At 56.7% G+C, this 26,975-nt stretch carries 14 protein-coding genes; 6 read left to right on the top strand and 8 right to left on the bottom strand.

Annotation, left to right across the window (positions count from 1 at the left end; genetic code table 11):
- Positions 1–14: 14 nt before the first annotated feature.
- A complete protein-coding gene (locus VPK24_RS04785; RefSeq protein WP_393010961.1) occupies positions 15–1,985 on the bottom strand; it encodes a hypothetical protein in 1,971 nt (656 codons plus the stop codon).
- Between the two features lie 66 nt (positions 1,986–2,051).
- On the opposite strand from VPK24_RS04785, the gene cobJ reads away from it, so the two are divergent.
- From cobJ to VPK24_RS04800, 3 genes are all read left to right on the top strand, one after another.
- Complete coding sequence (cobJ, locus tag VPK24_RS04790) at positions 2,052–3,953, top strand: precorrin-3B C(17)-methyltransferase (protein WP_393010963.1); 1,902 nt, start codon at positions 2,052–2,054, stop codon at positions 3,951–3,953.
- 1,407 nt (positions 3,954–5,360) lie between these two features.
- Complete coding sequence (locus tag VPK24_RS04795) at positions 5,361–6,860, top strand: response regulator (protein WP_393010964.1); 1,500 nt, start codon at positions 5,361–5,363, stop codon at positions 6,858–6,860.
- A 587-nt stretch (positions 6,861–7,447) separates the two neighbouring features.
- Positions 7,448–12,082 carry a chemotaxis protein CheW gene (locus tag VPK24_RS04800; protein ID WP_393010965.1) on the top strand — a complete coding sequence of 1,545 codons (4,635 nt, stop codon included), beginning with the start codon at positions 7,448–7,450 and terminating at the stop codon, positions 12,080–12,082.
- Here VPK24_RS04800 and VPK24_RS04805 read toward each other — a convergent pair.
- Positions 12,079–12,279 carry a hypothetical protein gene (locus tag VPK24_RS04805; protein WP_393010966.1) on the bottom strand — a complete coding sequence of 67 codons (201 nt, stop codon included), beginning with the start codon at positions 12,277–12,279 and terminating at the stop codon, positions 12,079–12,081. The genes VPK24_RS04800 and VPK24_RS04805 overlap by 4 nt on opposite strands.
- 188 nt (positions 12,280–12,467) lie before the next feature.
- Here VPK24_RS04805 and VPK24_RS04810 point away from each other — a divergent pair, with 188 nt between their 5' ends.
- Together VPK24_RS04810 and VPK24_RS04815 are read left to right on the top strand one after the other, a co-directional pair.
- Entirely contained in the window at positions 12,468–15,998 is a 3,531-nt protein-coding gene (locus tag VPK24_RS04810) for a GAF domain-containing protein (protein ID WP_393010967.1), read from the top strand.
- Positions 15,999–16,150: 152 nt separating this feature from the next.
- Positions 16,151–19,213, top strand: a complete 3,063-nt coding sequence (locus VPK24_RS04815) for a hybrid sensor histidine kinase/response regulator (RefSeq protein ID WP_393010968.1) — start codon at positions 16,151–16,153, stop codon at positions 19,211–19,213.
- Between the two features lie 54 nt (positions 19,214–19,267).
- Here VPK24_RS04815 and VPK24_RS04820 read toward each other — a convergent pair whose 3' ends face one another.
- Both VPK24_RS04820 and VPK24_RS04825 read right to left on the bottom strand, forming a co-directional pair.
- Positions 19,268–20,521 carry a hypothetical protein gene (locus tag VPK24_RS04820; RefSeq protein WP_190355708.1) on the bottom strand — a complete coding sequence of 418 codons (1,254 nt, stop codon included), beginning with the start codon at positions 20,519–20,521 and terminating at the stop codon, positions 19,268–19,270.
- A gap of 88 nt (positions 20,522–20,609) precedes the next feature.
- A complete protein-coding gene (locus VPK24_RS04825) occupies positions 20,610–21,494 on the bottom strand; it encodes an NAD(P)-dependent oxidoreductase (RefSeq protein ID WP_393010969.1) in 885 nt (294 codons plus the stop codon).
- 492 nt (positions 21,495–21,986) lie between these two features.
- Between VPK24_RS04825 and VPK24_RS04830 the strand changes: the two genes are divergently transcribed.
- Positions 21,987–23,411 (top strand): AAA family ATPase, encoded by a 1,425-nt coding sequence (locus VPK24_RS04830; protein WP_393010970.1) that lies wholly within the window; start codon positions 21,987–21,989, stop codon positions 23,409–23,411.
- Here the strand turns inward: VPK24_RS04830 and VPK24_RS04835 are convergent.
- The 4 genes from VPK24_RS04835 to VPK24_RS04850 form a co-directional block, all read right to left on the bottom strand.
- Entirely contained in the window at positions 23,336–23,599 is a 264-nt protein-coding gene (locus tag VPK24_RS04835) for a hypothetical protein (RefSeq protein ID WP_393010971.1), read from the bottom strand. The two genes, VPK24_RS04830 and VPK24_RS04835, sit on opposite strands and share 76 nt — an antisense overlap.
- A gap of 23 nt (positions 23,600–23,622) precedes the next feature.
- Positions 23,623–23,955, bottom strand: a complete 333-nt coding sequence (locus tag VPK24_RS04840) for a HepT-like ribonuclease domain-containing protein (RefSeq protein WP_393010972.1) — start codon at positions 23,953–23,955, stop codon at positions 23,623–23,625.
- Between the two features lie 2 nt (positions 23,956–23,957).
- On the bottom strand, positions 23,958–24,317 hold the full coding sequence (locus VPK24_RS04845; RefSeq protein ID WP_393010973.1) for a nucleotidyltransferase family protein: 360 nt from the start codon (positions 24,315–24,317) through the stop codon (positions 23,958–23,960).
- 229 nt (positions 24,318–24,546) lie between these two features.
- Positions 24,547–26,964, bottom strand: coding sequence for an NACHT domain-containing protein (locus VPK24_RS04850; RefSeq protein WP_393010974.1), 2,418 nt, complete (start codon positions 26,962–26,964; stop codon positions 24,547–24,549).
- Between the last annotated feature and the right edge of the window lie 11 nt (positions 26,965–26,975).

Raw genomic sequence — 26,975 nt, forward strand, 5'->3', positions numbered from 1 at the left:
CGCGATTGCTTGATCTAGCGATCGGGAGCGGAGCCTGTCCAGGTTTGATCGCCAACGATTACGCGGAGGGTTCCCCCTTCCCAATCTTGGGTGATCAGCGGTCGATCGGGGCGGGCTGGGTTGCGCGATCGATAGGCCGCAAACTGGCCCCAGTCGAGCGTTTCCCCGTTGCGTTTCACAACTGGGCGATCGGGCCCCCGTTGGGTCACGGCCAGTTGATTGCCCTGGGAACCGGTGAAAGTGACCGTACTTTGGTTCACAACCCAGCGCGATCGCCCCAACACCGCCGCCCGAAACGCAGCGAAATTCTGATTAGTTCCCGGTTCTCCAACCTCCATGGCCCAACCCGTGAGGGTTCCGGCAGGGCGATCGGGGCGAGCCACCCACAGTTGATCCGTGGGATAGCGCTTTTGTAGCTTGGTGGTTTCGCTGTTGTTTACCTGGGGCAGCGTCAGCCCGATCGGGTAAATGGCAATCCAAGTTTCGGCCAACTGCCAAAACAAAACCGGCTGGCCAGCGGCGGTTTGGGCCGTTTCGCTGGCGGTCGCTTGGGGCAAACTCCACTGAAACGGGGCCCGCCCGTCATTCAGCCACACCAACAGGGGCCCAAACTGCCCGATCGCGTCGTGGGTGTCCGGTTGGTGGTGGGTAGAAATTTTCTCGGGATTCACCCCGGAACCGGCCAGCAGGTAATCCACGCCCCGGCTGGGGTGGGTGGCTAGCAGTTTAAAACCGTTCACATCATCGATCGACCCTTGGGCCAGGCTGCCCAATTGGAAGGTGCGGCCAAAGTAGAGCGTTTCGTAATACAAGGGGCGATCGCGTGCGCCCGGTTTCCAATGTTCATAGGTGGGTTTGCCCGCAAGCACTTCTTGGGGGCGATCGAACCGTTTGCGGGCCAGGGCCACCGCCACGGCCGGCGGTCGGTAACCACTGGTGAGGGCATGAACACCATCGGGGTCGGGATCTGGATCCGGGGCGATCGCCTCCCCAAAATATAAATTCAGCAGTTTGCTCGCCAAAGCGGCCAAGGGCGCATTTCCCTTGCTAGCGTCGCGTTTGCTGGGGCCCCCAAAGCCGCCGCGCCAATATTTCAACGCTCCGGTGATGCTTAACCAATCCAGGGCAGCCTTGGCAGTGGCCCGCATTTCCGGTTCCGGCGCAAAGTCGTAAAGATTCAGCCAGGCGGTGAACGTGTGGCCCCAGTAGGTTTCCGAGTCCCATTCCCCCTGACCAATTTTGTAAAGATTGCGGGCAAAACTTTGCAGGCGATCGCGGTAAATGGCGGCGGTTTCTCGGTTGCCGGCTTCCATGGCAAACAGATAAACGGCCGTTTCTCGCATCAATCGCAAATTATCGGTGTTGCGGCAATCGACCCAGGTGATGCAGTTATCGCGCGATCGATTCCAAAAGGGTTGTGGGGTGCTGAAAAACTGCTTCAGGGGATCTAACTTTGTCCAGAGGGCGGCTCCCTGCTTCATCCGATCGCGATAGGTTGGATCGAGAAATTGCCCAAAATAAAAGTATTTGCGCACCTGTCCCTTCAGGGTGAAGGCGGGATAGAAATCAATGCCAAGGGTATGTTCGGTGCTGCTGGGGATCGGGTCGGGCTTTTGCAGGAAGGCGATCGCCCGATCGCGGTTGCCCGCCAAAAAGTCCAGCATGGCCTTGGGATAGGACTTTTTCTCATTTTCAAAATAGCCATTGCCGTAGGTTTTGGGGTTGGCAAATTGGGCAATGAGGGCCCGTCCCCGAGCTTGGTAGGCCGCTTCCCACTCGGCGGGCCAAGGGTTGGCTCCGTCGGGCGGGACGATCGGGACGTTGGCGGCGATCGGGCTGGGGTTGGGCGATCGCTGTTCGGGTGAGGACTGGGGCGATCGGGAGGATTGGGGCGATCGGGGGGCTTCCGCCTGAACCGCACAGCCCGCCACCATGACCCAGCCGATCGTGGCCACCCATCCGTAGGTGCTAGTTTTTTTACTCACAGTTCAATCACCCTCGCCCCTCAGTCGGTAAGCTGAAAAGTCCTGTCTCTTCCTGGCACCCAACCCATGAGCGATCGCCCTTCCGTTGCCATCCTAGCGCCCACACCTCGCGGTCTGCGGTTGGCCCAACAAATCCAAGCGGGACTGCCCGGCTCCGTGATTTGGACGAAGGATTCGGCCCTGGGCAGTGCGGCGGCGGGTTCCCAGGATGCCCTTCGCACCTACGAAGACTTTCGGGCCCTGGTGGCCGATCGCTGGGCGGCGGGGCAACCGCTGATTTTTGTGTTGGCGGTGGGGGCCACGGTGCGGGCGATCGCCCCCCATTTGCAAGACAAACGCACCGACCCGGCGGTGGTGGCCGTTGATGAAACGGGTCACCATGTGATCAGCCTTTGCGGGGGACATTTGGGCGGGGCTGATGCCTTGACCCGTCAGGTGGCGGGACTGTTGGCGGTGGAGCCGGTGATTACCAGTGCCGCCGAAGGGCAGCAGCTCCCGGCGATCGATCTGTTGGGCGATCGCTACGGTTGGCGACGGGGCCAAGGGGATTGGCTGGGGGTGGCCAGCGCGATCGCCCGGTTCGAGACCGTGGGAGTGGTGCAAACCTGCGGTTGGAATCTGTGGATTGAGGAGTTGCCGGAGTTTCACCCCTTTGTGCTCCTGTCGGAAGCGGACTTGGTGGATTTGGACGAGTTGCCCCCCAATCTGCGGGCGATCGTTTGGATTAGCGATCGCCCCTTGCCGCCCTTGCCCTTGCCCGCCGTGGCCTGGCATCCGCGCACCCTTTGGGTTGGCATCGGTTGTGAGCGTCACACCCCCGAAGGTCAGATGGCAGCGGCCTTGGCCCAAGTGTTGGAGCAAGCGGATTTGGCTCCGGAGGCGATCGCCGGGATTGGTTCGATCGACCTGAAACAGGATGAGGTGGGGTTGCTGGCCTTGATCGATCGGCTCGATCTGACCGCCCGTTGGTTCACCGCCGCCGCCCTGGCCCCGATCGCCGTACCCAACCCTTCGGAGGTGGTGCGCTCAGAGGTGGGCACGCCCTCGGTGGCGGAAGCGGCGGCCCGGCTGGCGGCCGACGGAGCCGAACTGATTCGGGAAAAACAGGTGTTTCGGGCCCCCAACGGTGGCTCCGGCGCTTGCACGATCGCCCTGGCCCGGGCCGATCGGGAATATACCCCCCACCTGGGCAAGCTGTGGCTGATTGGTACGGGCCCCGGCTCCTTGGATCAGCTCACCCCCGCCGCCCGCGCCGCCCTCAGCCAGTGCGACGTAATCATTGGCTATCAACTCTACCTAGACCTGCTGCGCCCCCTGTTGCATCCGGGGCAAATCATTGAAGGCAGCCCCATCACCCGCGAAAAGCAGCGTGCTGAACGGGCGATCGACCTGGCGGAACGGGGGCTAAGGGTCGCTGTGGTTTCTTCCGGTGACTGTGGAATTTATGCCATGGCCGGGCTGGTGCTGGAATGTTTGGCGGCCCGCCATTGGGACGGCCAGACCCCACAGGTGGAAGTGCTGCCCGGCATCACGGCCCTGCAAGCGGCCGCTGCCCGCGTGGGTGCGCCCCTGATGCATGATTTTTGCGCCATTTCCCTGTCGGATTTGCTCACGCCCTGGCCCGTCATTGTGCAGCGGTTGCAGGCGGCGGCGGCCGGAGACTTTGTGGTGGCGTTATATAACCCCCGATCACAAACGCGCCAAACCCAAATTGAAACGGCCTTTGAGATTCTGCGAGCCAAGCGATCGCCCGAAACCCCCGTGGTTCTGGCTCGATCGCTCCACCGTCCCGATGAACAGATCACCATCGCCACCTTGGCCACGGTTAATTTACAGGCGATCGATATGCTCACCGTCGTTTTAATTGGCAACGCCAGCACCTTCACCCACAGCGGCAAGGTGATCACCCCCCGGGGCTATGCCGTGGCCAATGGGCCCCGTTCCGCCACAGCCCCCGCCACCGATTGATGGGAAGTTGAATTGGGATCTCATTCAAAACGCCCCAAATGACCCAAAATTAGCGATCTCCTTCATCATTGCTCCACAATTCCTTTGTTTTCGATCAATCTTTGAAGGTTGGATAAAGCGGCAGGATGCAAAGGAAAACCCGGGAATGATCGAAAAATAGAAATTGGCTCATTTTTGCGGAATTGTGAGCATATCGACCGCATTTTGCCTATCAATCAGCCCCATTCGCGATCAGAGTGTCAAAATTGATGCTTGGGCAGCTTTCTGAAAAACACTTTTCGTCATTGTTTTAGGTCTTGGCAGTATTGGTGAGGATTTAAGCCGACAAGAATTGCGATTATATGGGGTGAAATTCCATTCGCCATTTTTTAGCTGGGTATAGCAAGTTGTATTGCAAATTGATTTATTAGCAGGTTTAAATGTACAAAAAAGAATAAAATTGATATTTCTTGAGAACATTTCTAAATTATTCAATTGCTTTCTTGAGGATTATTCTCTGATTTAATCGAGCGATCACTTGATTATGGGCGATTTTTGAAAATATGAAGAAAATTTAAAAACCCTTAAAGGTAGAATTTGTAAACATTCAAGGAACTAGTGAATTAAAATTACCACTCATTCATATGTTAGCTTTCAAGGTCTGAACTGCTCCGAGGAGCGGCTTTGGTCAGGGAAAGACAAGAGGGAGCGGATCCGAAGCCGACACGATCATCAAGAAAAGTTAATAACTGTTTGAAATCAATTCAATTATTATTTAATAATTGAATATGTCCTCATGATCTCTGGGTTAACCCTCGCCATTTCTTCAGTACATTTCCCGATTGCTACTAGGCGACTGTTTGTAGATCACGACAAGGTTTGAGCTTGCTCAGCCTGTTCTCAAATCAGTTCAGTAGGAGGTGGCCTTGGAGTATCAATTAATACATAACATTCACGTTGGCTTTGGGTTCATCGCCATTTATTAGCAAAATCAGGCAATTTGGCGAGCAAAGTTGACCATCACTCAGGGATCGATCGCCCAAACGGGATCGGTTTTGCAGCGGCAGAAATTCCCTGAAAGCTGACTAAAGACCAAGATCAAACCACTGTGCCAATTTTGCGGGGCCTGTCGTAAAGCTTCAGGTCTTTGGGCAAAACTGACGCAGCGGTTGCCGTTTGGCCGAAGGTTGGTTTCATGACTGTCATTAAGGTTCGCAAGGGAGCATTAAGGATGATGGGGTTGGAATTGGGGGTGTGAGTCCAGGGCCAAGGAATTGGCCATCGATCGATGAATGGGATCGATGAATGGTTTGAGGGATTGGTGATTGGTAAATGATTCTCGGATGATCATTTGAGGACGACGGGAGCGTCGTGATCAATTAGTCATGGATCAAATGGGTCAATGGGTTGGATTGGGAGTGTCCATCGATGACTGAAGCAGCAACGGGATGGACAAAGGTGTCGCGGACGCTGGCGACGGTGGTGCAGCGACGGGCTTCGGGCGTGTTGGTGCTGGAGCGGGGGGCGGATCGCTGGCGCTTGATTTTTTTGCAGGGTCGCTTGCTGTGGGCGATCGATGAGCAGTTTCGGATTCGCCGTTGGCAACGGGCCCTGAAGCGATCGGGGGTGAATTTGCAGCCGGTTGCGCTGACGGAAGCGGCGCGGCCCCTGTGGGAGGTGTGGTGGTTGGCAGCGGCGCTGTTAGCGGGTCAAGTCACACCGGCTCAGTTGCGATCGATGCTGGAGTCGGTGGCTCAGGAGGTGCTGTTTGCGGCGGCGAGTGATCCCGCGGTGGTGTCTCACTGGGATAAATATGTGCCTGCTTTGCCGGACATGCGGGCGGTGGCGCAACAGTTGTTTGGCAGTGAGGCCCTGTTGGCGGTGATGCAGTCGGTGGTGAAGTTGCTGCAACGGTGGGAGTCGGTGGGGCTGTTGCCAGAGCAGGCTGATCGCGCGCCGCAGTTGGCCCAGTTGGATTGGTCTCCGTCAGCAACAACTCAGAATGACCGATCGACGTTTTTAACGTTGGCTCCGTTGCTGAATGGTCAACGATCGACCTGGGATGTCTCGCTGGTGATGAAACAGCCCATGTCGATCGTCGTGCATCTGCTGCATCACTTGGTGGAGCGTGGGGGCTTGGATTTTCTGCCCCTGGACGATCGCCCGGCGGACACGGTGCTGAATTTGCTCTTTACGCCGCAAGCAGCGCCAGTGAAGCCCCCAGAGTCCGCAGCGCTCCGGGACAGAGCCGCCAGCGCTCCAGGGCGATCGGGCGGGCCGGCGGCGAACCAGACCCCAGCACCCCAACCCACCCCAGCAACCCAATCCCCCAACTCTGAGCAACCCTTGGTGATGTTGATTGACGATGATCCGATGGTGGGTAAGCTGCTGCGCCCCGTGGTGCATCGCTTGGGTTGTCGGTTTGTGCATATCACGGAGGCGACAAGGGCCTTGGCGGCAGCGATCGAGCAGCGGCCAGATATGGTCTTGCTGGATTTGGTGATGCCGATTGTGAATGGCTATGAGCTTTGTACCCAGTTGCGACGGGTGAACCTGTTGGCCAATGTGCCGATCGCGATTGTCACGAGCAATCGCGGGGCGATCGACCGAGTGCGGGCCAAGCTGGTTGGGGCTTCGGTGTTTGTGCCCAAGCCTCTGCGCCTGGAAAAGGTAGCCGCGCTGCTTCAGCAATACTTACCCGATCGATTGAAACCGCTGAAACCACCGCCCCAGGAACCTCACCAACGACCACAACCCTCGCCAACAACCGCAGGCACCCTCCCCACGCCGCCGCGAACGGGTGGCGGCTGGCATCCGGCCCCTGCCGCTGGCATTCAACCCAACAACGCCGGCCCCCTGAATCGATACTTACTCGGTGAAGAAATGCTCAACAATCGCTATGAATTCGGAGTTTTGGCGAAACAATAGAGAAAGGATTGTATGGGGCTGCCACCTACGCCCGATCGGGATGTGGGAATTGTATGTGGGGACTGTGTGGGGCTTGGGGTTTGAGTTTGTCCGTTGAAACAGACGGATCCGTAAGCCATGCAAAATCAAGCCGATTGAGTCTCGTTTGAACTGAATTGGGATTGAGGTTCATCTTGAGGTTCATCAACAAAAAACCACAATTCTTGTAGGAAATTGACAATTTGAAAGCTGCGAGATCGATATCAAACAGGGGCGATCGGGGCAAGCTGAAACTACTGATCCAACCGATGTCCTAAGCAATGACCCAACCGATGATCAAACCAATCCCAGCTACCAATCTCAGCTAATTGAATTGATCAACCAATGATTAGGCATCAGTTTGGCAATGATCAGGGTGTGCCATTGGGGTTGCCATTGGGCCCATGAGGCCTGGAATTAAGAGAAATAATCGGGTTCGGGACACTGAACCATGGACTGTTCATGGGCCGGGGCCTGCACCATGGCCAGGTTCTGGCTGAAGCGTCAGCCGAGGCGGACCAGAACGGCCAATTAAAAATTGGGTTTTTGGATGTGGGAGAACGTGGGCGATGGACGCACAGCAGCAAACCGCATTGATTCAGCAGGCTTTGGATGCCAATCCCCAGGCGATCGCCCTGCTCATTCGCGATCGACTGGAACCAACCATCACCGTGAAGGCGGCCTTGAAGGAGGGATGTTTATATCTGCTGCTGGCCAGTGAGCAGGCTCCCTCGGCCCGCTTGGCCTTGGAAACCGTTGAACCGGCGATCGAGGATTTGGCCGTGGCGGGGTTGAATCGGGCCGTGATCCAATCGGTGAAGGTGGGTGGCCAAGCGCTGGATGAGCGATCGCCCAAATGGTGCTATCACATCGACTTGCCGCCCTTGCCCTATGGTCAAAGTGGCGATCAGGAAGCAGACCCGATCGTCAACTTCCTGGAGTCCCAGGTGCAAAGCATGGCCAATGGCGTGGCGGCCTTGATCAGCGATCCGCCCTTGGCTGTCCTGTCGGACGTTGCTGGGCCAGAGTCCCAGAATGGTCATGGGGATGGGGTTGCGGTGGCCCCACCGGAACCCGCGATCGATCCTGAACCCGCGATCGAGGTGGGAGAAGACACAACCGAAGATGTAACCGAGGACTGCAATCAGTCAGCGGCAACAGATCTTGACCGACCGGATTTAGACCCGATCGCCCCAGAGTCGATCGCCCCGGAAGTCATTACGCCGGAAGAAGTACCAACGCCACCGTTGCCCATTCCCACTGAAGCGGCCCAACTGCAAGCCACCCTGGCCGCCCTGACGGGTTTGGCCAGCACCCTGGAAAAGGCCGCCGCTTCCCTGGTCACGGCTGTGGGGTCGATCGCTCCATCGCCGTTGGTGGCTCCCGAGTTGAGTGCTCCCGAGTTGAGTGCTGCGGAGTTAAGTGCTGCGGAGTCGATCGCGCCGGCCGTTGAACCGGTGGAAATCATCGAATCACCACCCGAGCCAGAACCCATCACAGAACCAGAGCTGGCGATTGTTGAGTCACCGCCAGAGCCAGAAGAGCCAGAGCCAGCACCAGAACTCGCATCAGAAACCGAGGAACCCGATTTCGCGGTGGATGAACAGGATTTAGGGGCGATCGATGTCCTGGATTCGTTTCCCTCAGAGGAACCCAGCGACCTAGGGCCAGATACGCTCAACTTGGATCCGGATGCCTTGGCCCTCACCGAAGCAGAGTTAGCCGACTGGGCCGCGATCGAAGAAGAAGGCATGGCGGAACCCAGCTCCGAGACCGTGGCTCCAGAACCGGAACTGGCGATCAACTCCTTACCCGAGCTGACCCCGTTGGTGGAACCGGCGATCGACTCAGAAGACCCGATTGATGAGTTGGCCAGTGATGCCGCGATTGATGAAATGATCGACGAAACGATCGATCAAGTCATCGATGAAGCGGCGGAGCTGGCGGCCGAGTTGGCGGCCGATTCCGAGCTGCTGGATCCCTTGGCAGATGCGGCACCAGAAACGGCAGATTTGCTGGAATCTCCTGACGCATTGGGGGATGACGGGGCGAGCCTGGACTCCGATCGAGAAACAGCGATCGACCCGATCGACCCCGCAGAGCCGCCCACGGAGCTAACGGAAATTTCCCCAACGCCAGAGCTAGAGCCAGAATCAGAGCCGATCGGGACAGTTTTGGCCGCGATCGCCTCAGACAGCAGCAAAACCATCGCTGAAAAAGTGACCGACGCAATCAGCAGTCTGGTGCAGTTGGTGGAACATCATCCCAACGCGGACGTGAACACGGCGTTGGCGGCGATCGCCCGGTTGAGCGCCTTGGCCAGTCCGCCCTCGGTGGCAGCGCCGGAGCCACCCTCCTTAGACCGATCGCCCGAACCTTCCTCGGAACCCTCCTCAGAACCTTTAGATCAAGGAGAGCAAGCCGCGATCGATTCAGCGAATCTTGAATTACCCGATCCAGAATCACTGGATTCGGCGATCGTTGATCCAGAAACTCAGGAACCAACGGATCCAGAGCCGATCGATCAAGACATCAGTGATCTGCAATTGGACTTGACTGAATCAGATGAATTGAATGATTCGACTGATTTGATTGATGCGCAGGATTCCGACCAGTTAATCACTCTAGATCAGCTACCGGAATCACCAGAAATTGCAGACCTCACCCAGGAAGAAGCTGACCCGATCGGGGAACTGGATGATGAATTAACCAGTGATGAACTTGGCGATCAATTCAGTGACGAGTTGACTGGTGAACTAAATGTTGAATTAACAGGTGATGTGCTCAGTGATGAATTTGGTAATGAACTGAGTGATGAATTAACGGGCGATGAATTAACGGGCGATGAGCTGAGTGATGAATTAACAAGCGATGAGCTGAGTGATGAATCAACGGTCAATGAACTGAGTGACGAACTGGATGATGAATTAACGAGTGATGAATTTGGTAATGAATTAACGGGCGATGAATTGGATGATGAATTGAGCCTGCTTGATGAAGATTCAGCGGGTGAAGCTCTAACCAAATCACCAGCCAGTGCAGACCCAGAAATCGCACAACCTGACACAGCCGCAGCGGAACTGATTGCAGAACCCACAACCATCAGCCCTCGGGAAGCCCTCAGCACCATTGCGCAACTGACCCAACTGGCAGAACATCGCAGCGATTTGGATCTGAACGCCGCGATCGCCACGATCGCCCGTTTGGCTGGCTTTGCTCCCGAGCCGATCACTCCCACACCAGAACCACCTTCCGTAGCGGCGGCCCCCACTAAATCGACAGACTCAGAATCGGCGGTAATTTCTGAATCGGCCGCAATTGCCGCAATTGTTGACGAAATCGAACCCGATGAAGCCGACTCAGACCGAGCACTGAATCAGGATTTGGAACCAGAAGGGGCGATCGATTCCTCGGATCTATCGGATCTATCCGATGATTTATCCGATTTGTCAGATCTGGCTGATCTATCGGATTTGGCTGATTTAGATTCAACGGCCGTTGAGGTAACTGACCCGATCAAGCCAGTTCCTCCCGAGGTGGTGGCCGATGATTTAGCCAATAAATTAGCGGAAGATGATCTAGCTGAATTAGCTGATTTGACCGAAGAAGTTGAGCCAGATGATTTATCAAACTTGACCGATTTATCAGACCCGATCGAGCCAAGCAATGTTGATGAAGGTGAATTGGCTGAATTAGCTGATTTGGCTGAAGAAGTTGAGTCAGATGATCTAGATGATCCAACCGATGATCTAGATGATCCAACCGATGATTTATCCGATGATCTAGCAGATTTCACCGAATCCCTAGAGCCGGTGAATTCAGAGCCGATCGAACCATTACCCGACCCGATCGAACCGGTGAAATCCTCGGAATCTGCCGTTGCTCCGGATGAGCGCAGCGGTTTGGTCAATTTGGTGGCGCAGTTATTAGCCGAATCCAGCGATCCCCGATCGGCGCTGCTGGCCTTGGCGGAATCCTTGGGTGATGGCGCGTCGGCTGCCCCTCGCGAGCCGGAGCCTGTCCCGATCGCCCCTGCGGAACCCGCCGAATCTGCCCAAGCGGCCGAGTTAGCGGCATCCACCGAGCCGATCGCAGCGGCTGCACCCACTGAGTTAGTTGAGACCGCCGAATCTCCTGCCTTGACGGAATCGACTGAAGCGGCCGACTCAGAAGCATTACCAGAAGCGTTACCAGCGTTGGCCGATGTTCTGGATTTGCCTGAGGAACCGGAACCCGATCCCGCCGTCCCCGCCGAGCCGTTGCCGGAACTACCGGAGCTGCCGGAATTGCTGGAGTCGTTGCCGGAAGCCCCCGCCGTCATCGCCTTCGATGCGGAACCCGATCTGGGGCCAGATTTGGGCCCAGATTTGGATCAAAACGATCAACCCTTGGGCTTTTTCGGGGATGACGACGATGAGCCTTCGGGGTTCTTTGGGGATGAAGGATTCGCGGCCCTGGTGGACATTGCTAACCAAGCCCTAGCCGCCGACACCGCCGCTGAAGTGCCTGCGGCTCCGGTGGCAGCAGTGGCTTTTGAGCCTGCGCCGGTTCGTGAACTAGTGGATGAATCGGTTCGTGAGCCGGAACCGCCTTTGCCGGTGGTGGAGGCGGCCGAGCCGGCCCCGATCGCCCCGTCAGCGCCGGAACCCAGCGTCCCCCTGGATCCGCTCACCCAATGGCTGCAACAGGGCGACGGATCCGCCATTTTGAACCTGCCCACCAGGTCGGCCGGCAGCGCCCTCAGTACCGATGGTCAGCGCTTCCTGCGTTTTCACCTGGGATTTGAGGATACGGCCTTGCTCCCGATCGATGAGGTGCGGGAAGTGCTGCGAATTGCGGCCACGGACATTTTGCCCGTGCCACATATGCCAGAATCGGTTTTAGGGGTGTACAACTGGCGCGGTGAAATCATTTGGACGATCGACCTTAACCAGTTGGTGGGCTTCCCGGCCATTGCGCCGGATTTGACGGCCACCTCATCCGCCATCGCCATTGTTCTGGAGTGTGATGGCCAGAACCTGGGGCTGGTCGTGCCCCAAATTGAAGATATCGAGTGGCACGATTCTCCAAATGTTCAGCCGCCCAGCGCAGGTTTGTTTCCCGATCGGCTCTTGCCCTTTGTTCAGGGCTACCTCAGCGAGGCCAGCAGTATGGTGTTGAACCCCAGCGCGATCGCCAGGGCCAGCGCCCAACAGGCCGGCTAGGACGCTTGGCCATCGGGATCGGGATTGGACCTCGGGGCGATCGCGCCAATCCTGCCCCGCCATTGCTGGGAAATTTCCCAGTCCTGAGCCTGTTTTCCCAACTCACCTTTGCTCAAATCCGCTTCTGCTCCTTTGTAACTTTTGCAACCTTTGTAACTTTGTTTGATTGTTTGATGTTGCTTCATGTTTTTGGACATGGCTTGACGTTCCCTTGCTTGATGTTGCTTGGCTCCCCTTGCCCCGAGGGCCCCAGTGTGGCCGTGATTTCCACCGTGATGGGGAACTGCTGAATGGTTGCTGGTCTCTTGGCTGGCGGCCTGGCGGGCCCACTGGTAACGGCTCTATGACTCTCTGTTCTTCCGATTGCTCTCTGGCCTAAATTCCTATGACTGCTTACTTTGATGCTTCGCGCACGGTTCGTGACGATCGCCCGGCCCGCAACGGCACTCCCCCCGTTGAGCATAGCCCCGCTCCTGATTTGCGCCGTTTCCAAGATGCAGTCGATGCCCTGAAGGCGGAGTTGGAACGATCGGGCCGGCCCGATCGATTCGTGATGGAAAAGATGGAGCAAATTGAGCAGTTTGCGGAGTCGATCGGCACGGCCCTGGTGACCACCGATGGGGAAGCGGCCAGCGGGAACCGCCTACCGGTGGATGGGATCGATCGCACCATCGAAGACAGCCAAAGTTTGGATGAACTGCTGCGGCGGCTTTGCCAAGAATTGCGGTTGCAACTATCGGCCGATCGGGTGGCCATTTACCGGTTCAATTTCGACTGGACTGGGGAATTCATCACCGAATCCATGGCCCCCGGTTGGATGGCCCTGGTGGGGAACACCTTCCGCGACACCTACTTTGAAAGCACCCAAGGCAACCGCTACAACACCAAGGATGTTTATCAATGCGAGGACATCTATCGCGGTGGCCTCAGCGCTTGCCATGTGCAGCTCATTGAACGGTTCCAGGGACGAGCCTACATGATTGCGCCGGTTTTCCAGGGCGATCGACTGTGGGGGTTGCTGGCTATTTATCAAAACAGCGGCCCGCGCCCCTGGAGTCCCCTGGAAGCGGAACTGGTGAAATATGCCAGCGATCAGGTGAGCCGCAGCATTGCCCAGCTCAGCGCGATCGAGAAACTGCAAAAACAAGTGGGCCGCCAACGGGCGATCGCCACGATCGTGGACAAGATTCACCAATTCCTGGATCTGGCCACGATCATGCAAACCACCACCGACGAACTGCGAATTTTGTTGGAGTGCGATCGCGCCGCCGTCTATCGGTTCAGCGACGACTGGAGCGGCGATTTCGTTTCGGAATCCGTGGGCCGGGGCTGGAAACCGCTGTTGGGCAAAACCTTCCGCGACAGCTACTTTGAGCGCACCAAAGGCGGCCGCTACATCAACGGCGAAACCCTGACCGTGGCGGACATCCAAACCCAAGACTACGATCCCTGCCACCTGAAACTGTTGGAACAGTTCCAATGCCGGGCTTACATCATCGCCCCCGTGATCGCCAACGATAAGCTGTGGGGACTGCTGGCGGTCTATCAAAACGATCGAGTGCGCAGTTGGGAGCCGGAAGAAACCGACCTGGTGACCCAAATGGGCCAGCAAATGGGTGTGGCGGTGCAACAGGCGGAATATCTGAAGCAGCTTCAGGATCAAAAGCTACAGCTTGAGCGCAACGTGCAACAAGACCGCGCCCTGCTGACGGTGATGAACAAAATCCGCGAATCCCTGGACATTGACAGCCTCTTTGCCACCACCACCCAGGAAATTCGCCAAATTTTCCAGGCCGATCGCGCCTGCATCTTCCGGTTCGATCCGGACTGGAGCGGTGAGTTTGTGGCCGAAGCGGTCACCCCCGGTTGGCAACGATTGCTCGATCGCGACGGGGCCGGCCTGCGGGATGGCAACAACCGACGGGGCGGGCGCTCCCTGGCCCGCGTCGAAGACAGCTATTTGCAAGACAACCAGGGCGGTCGCTATCGCCAGGGCGAAACCCTGCTCGTCAACGACATTTACCAAGCCAACTTCAGCCGCTGTTATCTTGACTTGCTGGAACAATTCCAAGCCAAGGCCTACGCGATCGCCCCAATCTTCAAAGGCAATGACCTTTGGGGCCTGTTGGCGGTTTACCAAAACAGCAACTCCCGCCAGTGGGAAGAACTGGAAGGGCAGATCCTTTCTCGGTTGGGAACCCAACTGGGCTTGGCCCTGCAACAGGCCGAGTATGTGGAACAGCTCAAAACCCAAGCGGCTCAGCTCCAAAAGTCCGCCGAACGGAACAAGGCCATTTCCGCAACGATCGACAAAATTCGCGCTTCCCTGGACATCCGCACCATCTTCCGCACCACCACCACGGAATTACGCCAAATTCTGGAAGTCGATCGGGTCGGGATCTATCAATTCCAGCCTGACTGGAGCGGGCAATTCATGGCGGAATCCGTTGGCCCCGGCTGGTTGCGGCTGTTGGACTCTCCCGACAGTGACGGAAGTTTCCAAACGGAAATGAGCGATTGCGAAGCCATCAACGGCCTGACCCAAGCTCGCCCCACCAACGCCGGCCGGGTGCGGGACACCTACCTTCAGGAAAACGAAGGGGGCCGCTATGCCCGAGGCGAAAGCTTTGTGGTTCCTGATATCTACAAAGCTGGGTTCACCCCCTGCTATTTGAGTGTGCTGGAACGGTTCCAAGCCCGCGCCTATGCCATTACCCCCATCTTTCAGGGCGATCGACTGTGGGGACTGCTAGCGATTTACCAAAACAGCGGCCCGCGCCAGTGGGAAACCTCAGAAGTGGAATTCGTGGCCCAGGTGGGGGCACAGTTGGGCATCGCCCTGAAGCAGGCGGAAACCCTGGCAGAATTGCAGCGGAAATCGGCCCAGGTGGAAGAGGCCGCCCAACGGGACAAGGCCGCCCGCGAAGCTCTGCAACAGAAGGCCCTGAATCTGCTGATGGCGGTGCGGCCGGCCCTGGAAGGGGATCTCACTGTGCGCGCGCCGATTACCGAAGACGAAGTGGGCACGATCGCCGATGCCTACAACAACACCCTGCAAAGCCTGCGGCAAATTGTGGTGAAGCTGCAAGAAACGGCGGCCAAGGTGTCCAATACCTCCACCACCAGCTCCAGCGCCATTGGTGAGTTGTCTAACCAAGCCCAGCAACAATATCGGGCCCTGCTGGAGGCCGTGCAGCGGGTGCAAACCATGGCGGAAGCCAGCACGGACGTGACCCAAAACGCCCAGCAGGTGACCCAGGCGGTGCAACGAGCCACCAACACGATCCAGGAAGGCGATGCGGCCATGAACCGGACGGTGGATGCCATTCTGTCGATTCGGGACACGGTGGCGGAAACGGGGCGCAAGATTCGGGCCCTGAGTGAATCGTCCCAAAAGATCTCGAAGATCGTGAGCCTGATTGGCAACTTCACCACCCAAACCCAACTGTTGGCGCTGAATGCTGCCATTGAGGCAACGCGTGCCGGGGAATATGGTCGCGGCTTCACGGTGGTTGCCGATGAAGTGCGATCGCTCGCCCGACAGTCGGCCGATGCCACCACGGAAATTGCGGCCCTGGTGGAAGAGATTCAGGCGGAAACCCAGGCGGTGGCCCAGGCCATGGAGGTAGGGATTCAACAGGTGGTGGCGGGGACGAATCTGGTGAGCGATACCCGATCGAACCTGAGCGAAATTGTGGATGTGACGGCCCAAATTGGCCAGTTGGTGGAGGGCATTAACCAAGCCGCCGCCAGCCAAACCCAACAGGCCCAAGCGGTGGCCCACACGATGACGGAGGTGGCGACGATCGCCGATCGCACCTCTTCCAGTTCCGTGGCCCTGACTGCTTCCTTTGAGGATCTGTTGGCCATGTCCCAAGAGCTGCAAGCCAGTGTGGGTCGGTTCAAGGTCAACTAACGGCCGAGTTGCCTTAGCCCCGATCGCCAGGGGGCGATCGCGCCGCTCCTGAGTTGCGCCTCGGTTGCCCCCGATGCTCCCTGTTGCTGCTTTGCTTAACCCCCGTTCGTTTTTCCAACAGACCAAAACCAGGTCGTTTCCGGTAGCCCCCTATGCTCGATCCCGCCATCCGCGAGGAAGCCTACGGATACTTCCTCAGTGAGTCCCAAGACCTGCTGCGATCGATCGAGACGGATTTGTTGCAACTGCGCGACGATCCCTCGAAACAGCGGATCCATGCCCTGATGCGTGCCACCCACACCCTGAAGGGGGCTTCCGCCAATGTGGGGTTGGAAACCATCTCCACGATCGCCCACCACATGGAGGACGTGTTTCGGGCCCTGTTTGACCCGGAAGCTGAAGTGGAAGTGGAACTGGAGGGGCTGTTGTTTCAGCTCTATGAATGTTTGCGCTTGGCCCTGACCACCCAATGGGAACAGGGACGGGAGGCCGATCAAGAGGTGTTGGATCAGGCGATCGATGCCTTTGCCCGAATCCAAACCCTGTTGGGAGACTGCTTTGAGCGCGAACAAAAGTTGCCCACCTCCGCTGAACTGGGGTTTGACCTGGTGCAGTCGATTTTTGAAACGGGGGTGAAGGAACGGATTGATCAGTTGGCGACGCTGGTGGCGGCGGGGGATGGGCCGGCGGCCTTGGAAACGGTGGCCACCCAATCGGAGGTGTTTACGGGATTAGGGGAATCCTTGGGGCTGCCGGGGTTCCAGGCGATCGCGGAGGCGGCACTCCAGGCCGTGGCTCACCAGGGCGATCGGCCCTTGGTGGTGGCCCAGGCGGTGTTAAGCAATTGGCAAGCGGCCCAAGAGGCGGTTGTGGCGGGCGATCGCACCCAGGGTGGCGAAGTGTCGGCGGAATTGGCGGCCCTGGCGGGTCGGGAGCCGGAACCGGGAGACCTGGGCGATTTGACCGAGGGCACGTTGGATCTCAGCATGGATCTCAGTGATGAGATGCCGGCCGGTTGGTTGGATTTGACCGAGGGCACGTTGGATCTGACCACGGATTCCCCACCTGCCCCCACACCTGCCCCCCCGATCGCTGGTGGATCGCCTGCGATTGCCGCACCCACTCCAGCGCCCGTTGCCGCACCGGTTCCGGCCCCGCCCAATCCCCCACCTGCTCCCTTGGTGACGGCGGAAACGGCCCCCCGTGGAACTCCGGAACCGGCCCGATCGGCTGAGCCGCAACGGGTGGACAGCAAACCCCTAACCCCAACTCCCCTAATTCGGGTGGAGATTGATCGGCTGCAATCCCTGCAACACCTGGTGGGGGAGCTGTTGATTAATGAAAATCGTCAAAGTTTGCAGGATGAACAGTTGCGATCGGCCCTGGAACGGTTTCGCCAAGGCCTGCGCCAACACCGTCGCCTGCTGGCGGAAGCACGCGATCGACTGGAAAAGCGCCCCACCGATCGCCGATCGCTCAATGGTTCTCCCGCCGCCACCAGTGCCAACGATCTGATTTTGCAACAGTCGATCGATGCGGCCCTCGACAGTGCCGAGCGGCTAGATTCCACGGCGGAAGTGGTGGAACGCTATGCCCAACAAACGGCCACCACCCTCGACAAACAACGCCGATTATTGGGTCAGGTGCGCGACAGTTTGATGGATACCCGAATGCAACCGGCGGCGGCCGTGTTCGATCGCTTCGGGCCCCTGGTGCGGCAACTGTGCGCCCGCTATGGCAAAACGGTGCATTTGCGAGTGGTGGGGGAGCGGGTTGCCATTGACAAGGTGGCGATCGAGCAGCTTTATGATCCCCTGCTGCACCTGGTGCGCAACGCCTTTGACCATGGCATTGAAGCGGTGGAAGAACGGCGCGATCGGGGCAAACCCGCCGAAGGGACGATCGAGCTGCGGGCCCAACAACAGGGTAACCATGTGTTGATTTGGGTGGCTGACGATGGCAAAGGCATCGACCCCCAACGGCTGCGACAGAAGGCGATCGAACGCGGTTGGCTCACGCCCGATCGGGCCCAAACCACCTCAGACCAAGCCCTCTTGGATTTGTTATTTGAGCCGGGCTTTTCCACCGCCGATAAAGTTACCGATTTGTCTGGGCGCGGCGTGGGGTTGGATGTGGTGCGATCGCAAATGCGATCCCTCAAAGGCTCCGTCACCATCCAATCAAGTCCCGGGCGTGGCACGGCCTTCATCCTACGGGTGCCCCTGAGTTTGATGACCGCTCGCCTGTTGGTTTGCCAGGCCGATCGCGCGGCCTACGCCCTGCCCTCAGAAAGCGTCCGCCAAATTCTGATTCCTCAACCGGAACAAACCCAAATGCTTGGGGGACAGCGGATTTTGCGGTGGCGAGCCAGCAGCGAAGATCCCGAAATCACCATTCCCATTCGCAAACTGGCGGAACTGATGCGCTACAGTTCCTTGGCCCCGGGCCTGTTGCGATCGGACATGGGCGCAATCACGCCATTTTTGAGCAATCGCCTCGCGCCCTTGCTGTTGATGGATGCCGGTGACACTCCCGTGGCGATCGAGGTGGATGGGGTTGTGGGTGAACAGGAACTGGTGTTGCGGCAACTGTCGGAGGCCCTGCCCGCCCCGCGCTACATCTATGGCTGCACCATTTTGGGCGATGGGCGCATGGTCTTGGCGATCGATGGTAACGAACTGTTGGCCCAAGTCGAGGCCGTGCCGATCGTTGCTGCCGCGCCTCCGGAGTTGCCCCAGCCCGCCGCCCCGCCACCGATCGCGCCGGAATTGCCCGCTGAGTTGCCCAATGCCCCGGTTGTGCCCCACAGTCCCGCCACCGCCCAAGGCGGCAAAACCCTGCTGGTGGTGGAAGATTCCGACACCGAGCGCCGCCTTTTGACCCTGACCCTGGAGCGCCAGGGCTATCGTGTGGTGCAAGCGGTTGATGGGTTGGAAGCCTTGACCCAGCTTCGGCAGCGCTCCGATATTGATCTCGTCATTTCCGATATTGAAATGCCGCGCATGACGGGCTTAGAGTTCTTGAACGCCCGCCGCCAGCATCCCAACGCCGCCCAAGTGCCCGTGATCCTGCTGACTTCCTGTAGCGGCACGCAATACAAACAGGTGGCCCTGAGTCTGGGGGCCGCAGACTATATGCTGAAGCCCCACGTTACGCCGGAGTTGGTGGCCAGCATTGAACGGTTAACGGGCGATCGGGCGGCAGCGGTGGTTTAGGTTTAGGGGTAGCCTCAATCATCCATGGAGCGATCGGGAAAAACCAGCCAGCTCCTAGCTCCGGCGGCTCTTGTTGGTGGCCAGCTTCAAGAAACTCTGGTAAGTGGTGGCGATCGCCTGGACGCGACGGGCCTGATCCGCATAGACACATTCCCATTGCGTGACGGCGCGACCTTCCCGGGAGCAAATGCCCAACAGGCCCGAAGCCCGGTTCGTGCCGTTGCGGATATCCAACCGATCGTTGCTGTCTAAATAAAAGGAAGCCGTTCGGGCCCAAGCATAGGCCTCCAACCCCGAGAGACCCCCCCGCCGAGCGATCGCCAAGGCCTGGGGAAACCAGCGGGAGTGAACCGGACTGGCTTGGTTATACAGGTCGATCGCATTAACCAAGGCTTGCAAATCTTCGTAGGGATCGATGCCAGCGGCATACAGATCCGTGAGGGCCGTGGGCAACCGCCCAGACAACCGCTCCACACAGGCGCGATCGGCCACGGCCAAGTTACCGCCACTGCGGCCCTGGTCACTGCAAGCCCCGTAGTTGGTGACCCGCTGCCCCCAAGACAAATTGCCCGGATCCGTATGGCCGTAATAGTTCGGTGTGGGCTGCACAAACAAACTGCCGTTTTGCACCATCAACCGATAGTTTCCTTCGGCCACTCCCACAGCCACCACACCCATGGAGGTGGGGCTTTGGAAAATTTGGGCATAAACCGGCAAATCTTTTTGCAAATTAAACGCCCGCTGGGGAGCCTGCTCCATCCAAAACATCGTTTGGCCGTTGGGAGCCGGTCGGGTGGGTGGCGCGGTGGGCGGCTTGGCGTTGCTGGGTTTCAGCGGAGCGGCCGGCGTGGGGCGGGCGGTGGTTGGGGCCGCTGCTGGGGCCGACTGGGTTGGGTTGGGTTGGCTACCGGTGGCTGTGCTTCCGGTGGCTCCTGTGCCGCTGTTGGGGGCAGCACCGGTTTGGCCGGGTGCTGCGCCGCTGGTGGTGGGAACCGTGGCCATGGATTCCAGGTTGGCGGCAAAGGGATCCGAAATGGGTACATCTCCGTTGCTGCCGCCGGTTGGCTGACTCGCGATCGAGCCGGAACCCGATCGGGAAGCATCATCACCGGGTAAATCAAAACTGAGGGGCGACACCGGTAAGGGTGTGCTGGCCTCCGTTTTGGGCTGGGTTTGCTTGCCGGCCGTGAGTGGCAGGGCAATTAACACGATTGCCGTGCCCGCAACACCAAGGGCGATCGACCGTCCCCACAGGATACGCCCAGGGGAAGCTGGACTAGACACCAGGGAGTTTGCAACAGATTTCACGATCACAGGTTGCCAACCCAACGTTGACAAGAAAATAGAACAACCTACCGAGTGTCTACTTTAGCTTACGGTTTCAAATTGCACAGAATTATTTCGGGATCGTTGTCTTATAGGCGCGAATCGCCGCTTGTGTGCCTTGTTGTGCGCCTTGGCCGTCGTCAAGGGCGCTAACCCGCTGAAAAATCTGATTTGCCAGTTCCGTCACCGGTAAAGCACAGTGACCAGCGGCTTCTGTCACCAAACGCAAATCCTTTTGCATGTGGGCGATCGCAAAGCCCGGGGCCAAGTCCTCCGCCAAAATTTTCGGCCCCAAATTCGCCAAGGCCCAAGACCCGGCCGCTCCAGTGCTGCAAACCTCAATCACCAACTGCGGATCCAAATCCTGGGCAGCGGCCAATTGCAGGGCCTCGCACAGGGCCAGCATGTGACCAGCGGCCAACACCTGGTTGCAGAGCTTCACCGCTTGGCCGCTGCCGATCGGGCCGCAGTGGCGAATGGTTTGGCCCATGAGAGCCAACCAAGGGCGCGATCGCTCAAAATCCGCCAGCTCACCCCCCACCATGATCGTCAAGGTTCCCCGCTGGGCCCCCACGTCTCCCCCGGAAACCGGCGCATCCAAAAACCCAAACCCCAGCGATCGCAAGGCGGTTCCCAGCTCGATCGCGGCCACACTCCCGATCGTGGTGAAATCCACAAACAGCGCCCCGGTTCGCGCCGCCGTTGCCGCACCGCCCGCTCCCAACAACACCTGCTGCACATCGGGCACATCGCCCAAACAGGAAAAGACTAAATCCGCCTCGGCCACCGCTGCGGCCAAGTCGGGAGCGATCGTCACGCCCGCCGCCGCCGCTTGGGCCACCGTCGGGCGATCGGGCGTGCGATTCCAGCCCCGCACCGTTGCTCCACTCCGGGCCAAGTTGGCAGCCATGGCGCTGCCCATCACGCCCAATCCCAAAAATGCAATTTCGGCCATACTGTCTACTTCTTTGTTCCTAGTTCTTTGTTCCTAGTTCCTATTCTTTACCGGTCAGGATTCTTTAGACCTCTTGCACAAATTAACCCCCTCTGATCAAGATGGGCTAATTAACGATCATTTCGTAGGTTGGGTTGAGGTACGAAACCCAACAGCAGCAAGGCTTGCAGTGATCGAGTTGGGTTTCGCAAAGCTCAACCCAACCTACGGAACAACCCAGTGTTTGAGTGTTTTTTCAGTCAATCAGGAATCTGGGAGCGGGATTTGGGATGAGGTTCTTGATTGATGCAAGAGGTCTTTTGTTCGTAAGGAGTTCGCAAGGAGATTGATGCAAGGGGGCTGTGGGTTAGTTCCGGCAACAGCATTCCGATCGCAATCCCGATCGCACCCAAAACAATTGCTAATCAGGGTTCGATCGGGGAGGGGTACGGGATAGGCGATAATTGCCCTGGCGCTTGGGTTGCGCCGTTCCCGTTGTCTCCGTTGCGCACCATGTCCTACTTCGTTTCGCCCCGCTTCACCGAGAAAGTCGCCGTCCATGTGGTCAAGAACTTCCTGAACTTGCCCCGTGTGCCCGTACCGCTGATTTTGGGCATTCACGGCAAAAAAGGCGAGGGCAAAACCTTCCAGTGCAACCTGGTCTTTGAGCAAATGGGCATCGACGCGGTGCATATTTCCGGCGGCGAATTGGAAAGCCCCGACGCGGGCGACCCGGCGCGGCTGTTGCGGTTGCGCTACCGGGAAGCCTCGGACATGGTGAAGGTGCGCGGGCGGATGTGTGTGCTGCTGATTAACGATATTGATGCGGGGGCGGGCCGGTTCGATCGCCTGACCCAATACACGGTGAACACCCAATTGGTGAACGCCACCCTGATGAACATTGCCGACAACCCCACCAACGTGCAGTTGCCCGGCAGCTACGACAGCGAGCCGGTGCGCCGGATTCCGATCATCGTTACGGGCAATGACTTTGGCACGCTCTACGCGCCCCTGATCCGCGACGGGCGGATGGACAAGTTCTATTGGGAACCGACGGCGGCGGAACGGCTGGAGGTGGTGCGCGGCATGTTTGAGGGCCTGGGTTTGGCCGATCGGGCCGTGGCCGAACTGGTGGAAACCTTCCCCAACCAGTCCGTGGACTTCTTTGGGGCCATGAAATCGCGGGTCTATGACGACCTGGTGCGGCAGTTCATCCAAGACACGGGTTTAGCGCAGGTGTCGAATCGGTTGCTGAAATCCAAGGAAGCGCTGCCCCAGTTCGCGGAACCGCAACCGACCCTGGAACAACTGAAGACGATCGGGGCGGCCCTGGTGAAGGAGCAGGATCGAATTCGGGAGCTGCACCTGGTGGCGGCCTACAATCCCCACGGCGAGGCCAATGCCGTCAGCGAAATGGTGAGCCAAAACGGCCAAGGCGAAACCAACGGGCTACAGGGTCGATCGCGCCCCTACAGCGCCACTGCCCAACCGGAGCCGATCGCCGCCGAGCCGGCCGTGGCCACCCACACCCAAACCCAGCCGATCGCCCCGGAAGCCAAACCCAGCGGCGTGCCCCGGCCCAAGCTGGAACCGGAGTTGCCGCCCTTGAGTGGCAATCCCGATTTGGAAGCGAAGTTGGAATATCGCAGCAGCCAGCGGCCGAAGTTGGTGCAGCCCTTGGGCCCGACGATTCGATCGCAGCTCGTGCCGATCGTTAACAACGGCTACCGGCTAGGGATCGAAGTGGCCGACAAGCGCCACTACAACGCGAATTCCTGGCAATGCTACGGAACGGCGGAACCGCACCAGGAAACGGAGGCGATCGGGAAGTTGGAAACCTGTTTGGCGGAAAACCTGGATTGTTATGTGCGATTGGTGGCGATCGACCCCGATCGTAAGCAACGGATCCGCGAAGTAATCGTCCAGCGCCCGCAATAGCCCGACCCCAAGCCTCGTAGGGGCGCAAGCACGACCATTTTCACGCCGTCTTCGAGTAGGGGTGGGTCTTCGAGCAGGGTTTGAACGTTCTGTTTGACGCGATCGAGCAGTTGTTGTTCGAGCGGGCTGAGGCTCGCTTGGGCCGATCGCCACTCGGGAAAAAAGTCGGCATCATCAGTCAGTTGCAACCCAAAGTCTTGTGTCAGGTTAATTAGAATTCTCCATCTAGCAAACTTTTTAAGAGTGGTAACAGTTTGGGAAGTTCAAAATTCACCACATCTTGGATGATTTCCAAATTGATAACATCATACTCATGGACGACAAAATCTCGTAGCCCAGCCATTGCTTTCCACGGTATTTCTGGATGGTTAGTGCGAAACTCCATTGATAGGCGCTTGGTCGCTTCACCAATAATCGTCAAGCGCCGAATAACTGCATCATGTTCTATCGTTCTGGCTTGGCTCCAATTGTTCGATCGAGCATAATTTTGAATGAGTTCAATCGAATCAATGATATCAAGAATAGCTTGCTGATCTCTGCTCATTGTTATGCTCTGGAGACTTTATAAATAACTTGAGCGGCGTTGAGAATCTCTTGGCGACGTAGGGGATTGCGGCTCATTTCAAGTCCCTTTTTACTAATCAAGTCAACTTTACGTTGCAGCAATGCTTCTAGTTCTGATTGCAAGTCAAAAAACTTGAAACCATAGTGTACTTCCGGGGCGCTTTGATAGAGCAAATCAATATCGCTCGGATCAGCTCCGGTAGCCCGAAAGTCTGAGCGCAATACAGACCCAAACAGCGCTAGTTCTACGATCGCCCATTTTTCACAGAACTGCGCGATCGCTTGGGGGCTGGTTTGCAAGCGTTGATAGAGTTCTGTCACCGAGAGACCAGAGGGTGGCATGGGGCGATCGAGTGGGGTGGTTGCTGTCTAGTGTATCGGGCGGGAAATGGCAGCGGCTAGACTGGGAGTGAGCAGCATTTGCGGAGGATGCCTATGTCTGTTTCACTCGCAAAATTCGGGTGGAGTGGAATGGCACGGACACTTTGATTGATGACCTGATTGAGTTGGGGCTGCGGGAGGAAGATTTTGTGCCTGCGAGTCCCCGATCGCCTCTGTCTGCGATCGCGGGTTAGGGGTTGGGAACGGGTGGATAGGGTTTGCCTTTGGCGGCGTAGTAGGCCTCAATTTGGGCGATCGGGCGCAGCATTGTGGCTTCGATGTCTTGCCGCACGTCTCGGGACAAATAACAATCGGTATTCAAACATTCTGCCAACCGCAAATTAGCATCATAGTATTTTTTTAAAACTTCTTGCTGTTGCTTAGAGAATTGCCAATCATGACCAATATTACGATGCTCAATCATTACAGCTCGCAAGGATTGAACCCATTTTTGCCCTTCGCTTTTCCACCATTCCTTTTGCTGCTCCCAAGGAAGGTCTTGTAAAGGCTTCAATTGTTTCTTTATATTGGCGATCTGACTTGTTAGTACTTGATTATCTAATTGGCATAATAAATCAAGAGATTGTTCAAGCAGAAGATCAAGAATGATTGCATTTGACTGATTGATATCAATCATTTGATTGTCATCAAAAATCTTGGCTTGTTCGAGATCAATAAAAGTATTGACAGCCTGCCATGTATTAACAGCCTGACTAAGAAGTAAATCGACAGAAATCATGAAATCACGGCCAAAATCGAGAGTGCGATCAAAAGCTCGAACAAGAGGATCTCCAATCGTAATACACAAAACAAGATTGAAATAAAAAGCAATAACTCCCTGTTGTTTATAAGATACTCGCACTGATTCTGATTTCTTAGATAGCCAGACCAAGAATGCTTGTGACGTTGAATCGCCAGCCAATAGATTATCCGCTGCTTGTTTTAAAGTGAATATTAATTGATCGCCTTGTCGAACACTGCCTGCAACTAACAATATAACTTCTTGCCAATCCTTCTTAAATAAATATTGAGTTAATATTTGCCAATTTTGACTGACAGCAATTTCTCGCGCTGCAAAGTATTCATGAAAGGTCAAATGAGAGAAGGAATAAACCCCGCGTGCTCGCTCTGTCAGCAAGCCATGTTGAGCCACAATCGAGCGTAAAATAGCTTCGCTATCTAACCGCAAAGCTTCTGGATCATCCTTGGCATCCGGCAAATTATGGATATAAGCCATGATTTGATCTTCTGCTACTCGCTGATCAAAGAAATAAGCTCCCTCTTGAAAGGTTGCCAGCGCCAATTGTGAAAGCAAATCTTCCTTACGATTAATCGACAGATTTTTGTAGACCTGATCTCGCTGAATATTTCGCTTGCCATCCCACTTTTTCAGCAGCAAATCCACGCCCTCTTCATAGAGCTTGGCTCGGTTGACTGGAAAATCACCACTCTCACCAAATACTAAGCAAAGCAAGGTCAACAATAGCGGATTGCTAGCCAGCTCCAGAATCGGACGTTCATTTTTTAAGCGGTCTAAGAATCGTTCAATTTTGGGTAAATCTTGGTGATGAGTAAACCAATTGGTGACAAATTCTTGAATTTGTTCTTCCGAAAAATCTGCTACCTCTACTTCAGTAAAGCGCTCAAAGGTGTATTCCTTGGCAGCAATTCGACAGGTAGCAAGAATATGATTTTTGGGGAAACGATCGACCCAATCCCGCATTTCCCGAATCGTTCGATCTGTGTGAGCTGCCAACACCTCATCCAGCCCATCTAACAAGACCAGCGCTCGACCATTTTTCAGACATTGATGCAAAACAGATTCGGCATCATCAATCCCACAATCTGACCACTGCCGAGATACAAAATTCAGTAAATTTGGCTCGCCTGGAAATTCTGTCCACTCTTTGAGCGTGACGAAGATAGGCACAAAATCGCCTAAAAACTCTCTATCCAAGCACGCAATTGTCAAATACTTTAGAAACGTGGTTTTACCTGCACCTGGCCGCCCTAAAACCATCAACGCCTCATGTTTAGTAACTGCTTCTAGTCCAGAGATTTTTCCTTCTCGAACTCTGCCTAAACCAAAACAACCAGGGTCTTGTGTTCTCTTCCATTTTGCTAGCATCTCCGATGAGCTGAGGCGCTGATTTGCCGTCAGCTTTTCCAGCACATTCACTTGGGTGTAAATCGTCCCCAGGGCGATCGGCTGTTCCATGTCCAGCACCCGCATCGTGCCGCACCGCCGCCGCAAATCCGCCTCCACCTGCGATCGCACCCACGCTACATCGATCGCATCCGATGCCACGTTCGGAGCAGGCGGCTCACCAGTTTCTAACTCGGCAATTTCCTGCCAATTCAGCCCCAATAGCTTACATACTTCAAGAAAAATTCTGCGATCAACCTTATGCCCATTAAACATTTTGGAGATCGTCTGGCGTTTAACACCAACCTGTTTAATTTCTCTATCACCTTTCTCGCTAGAGCTTTTACGGTACTGAATAAAATCTCCAATTGAGCTTTTGGTGTAATTACTTTTTTTCAAGGACTCGGCTAGCTTCTCGCAGCCTACCGCTGTAGCTCGTAGTGATCGTTCGTAAAAATTCATGGGGTGATCGA

The organism is Limnothrix redekei LRLZ20PSL1, from assembly GCF_043235035.1.
Classification (GTDB): Bacteria; Cyanobacteriota; Cyanobacteriia; order CACIAM-69d; family CACIAM-69d; genus CACIAM-69d.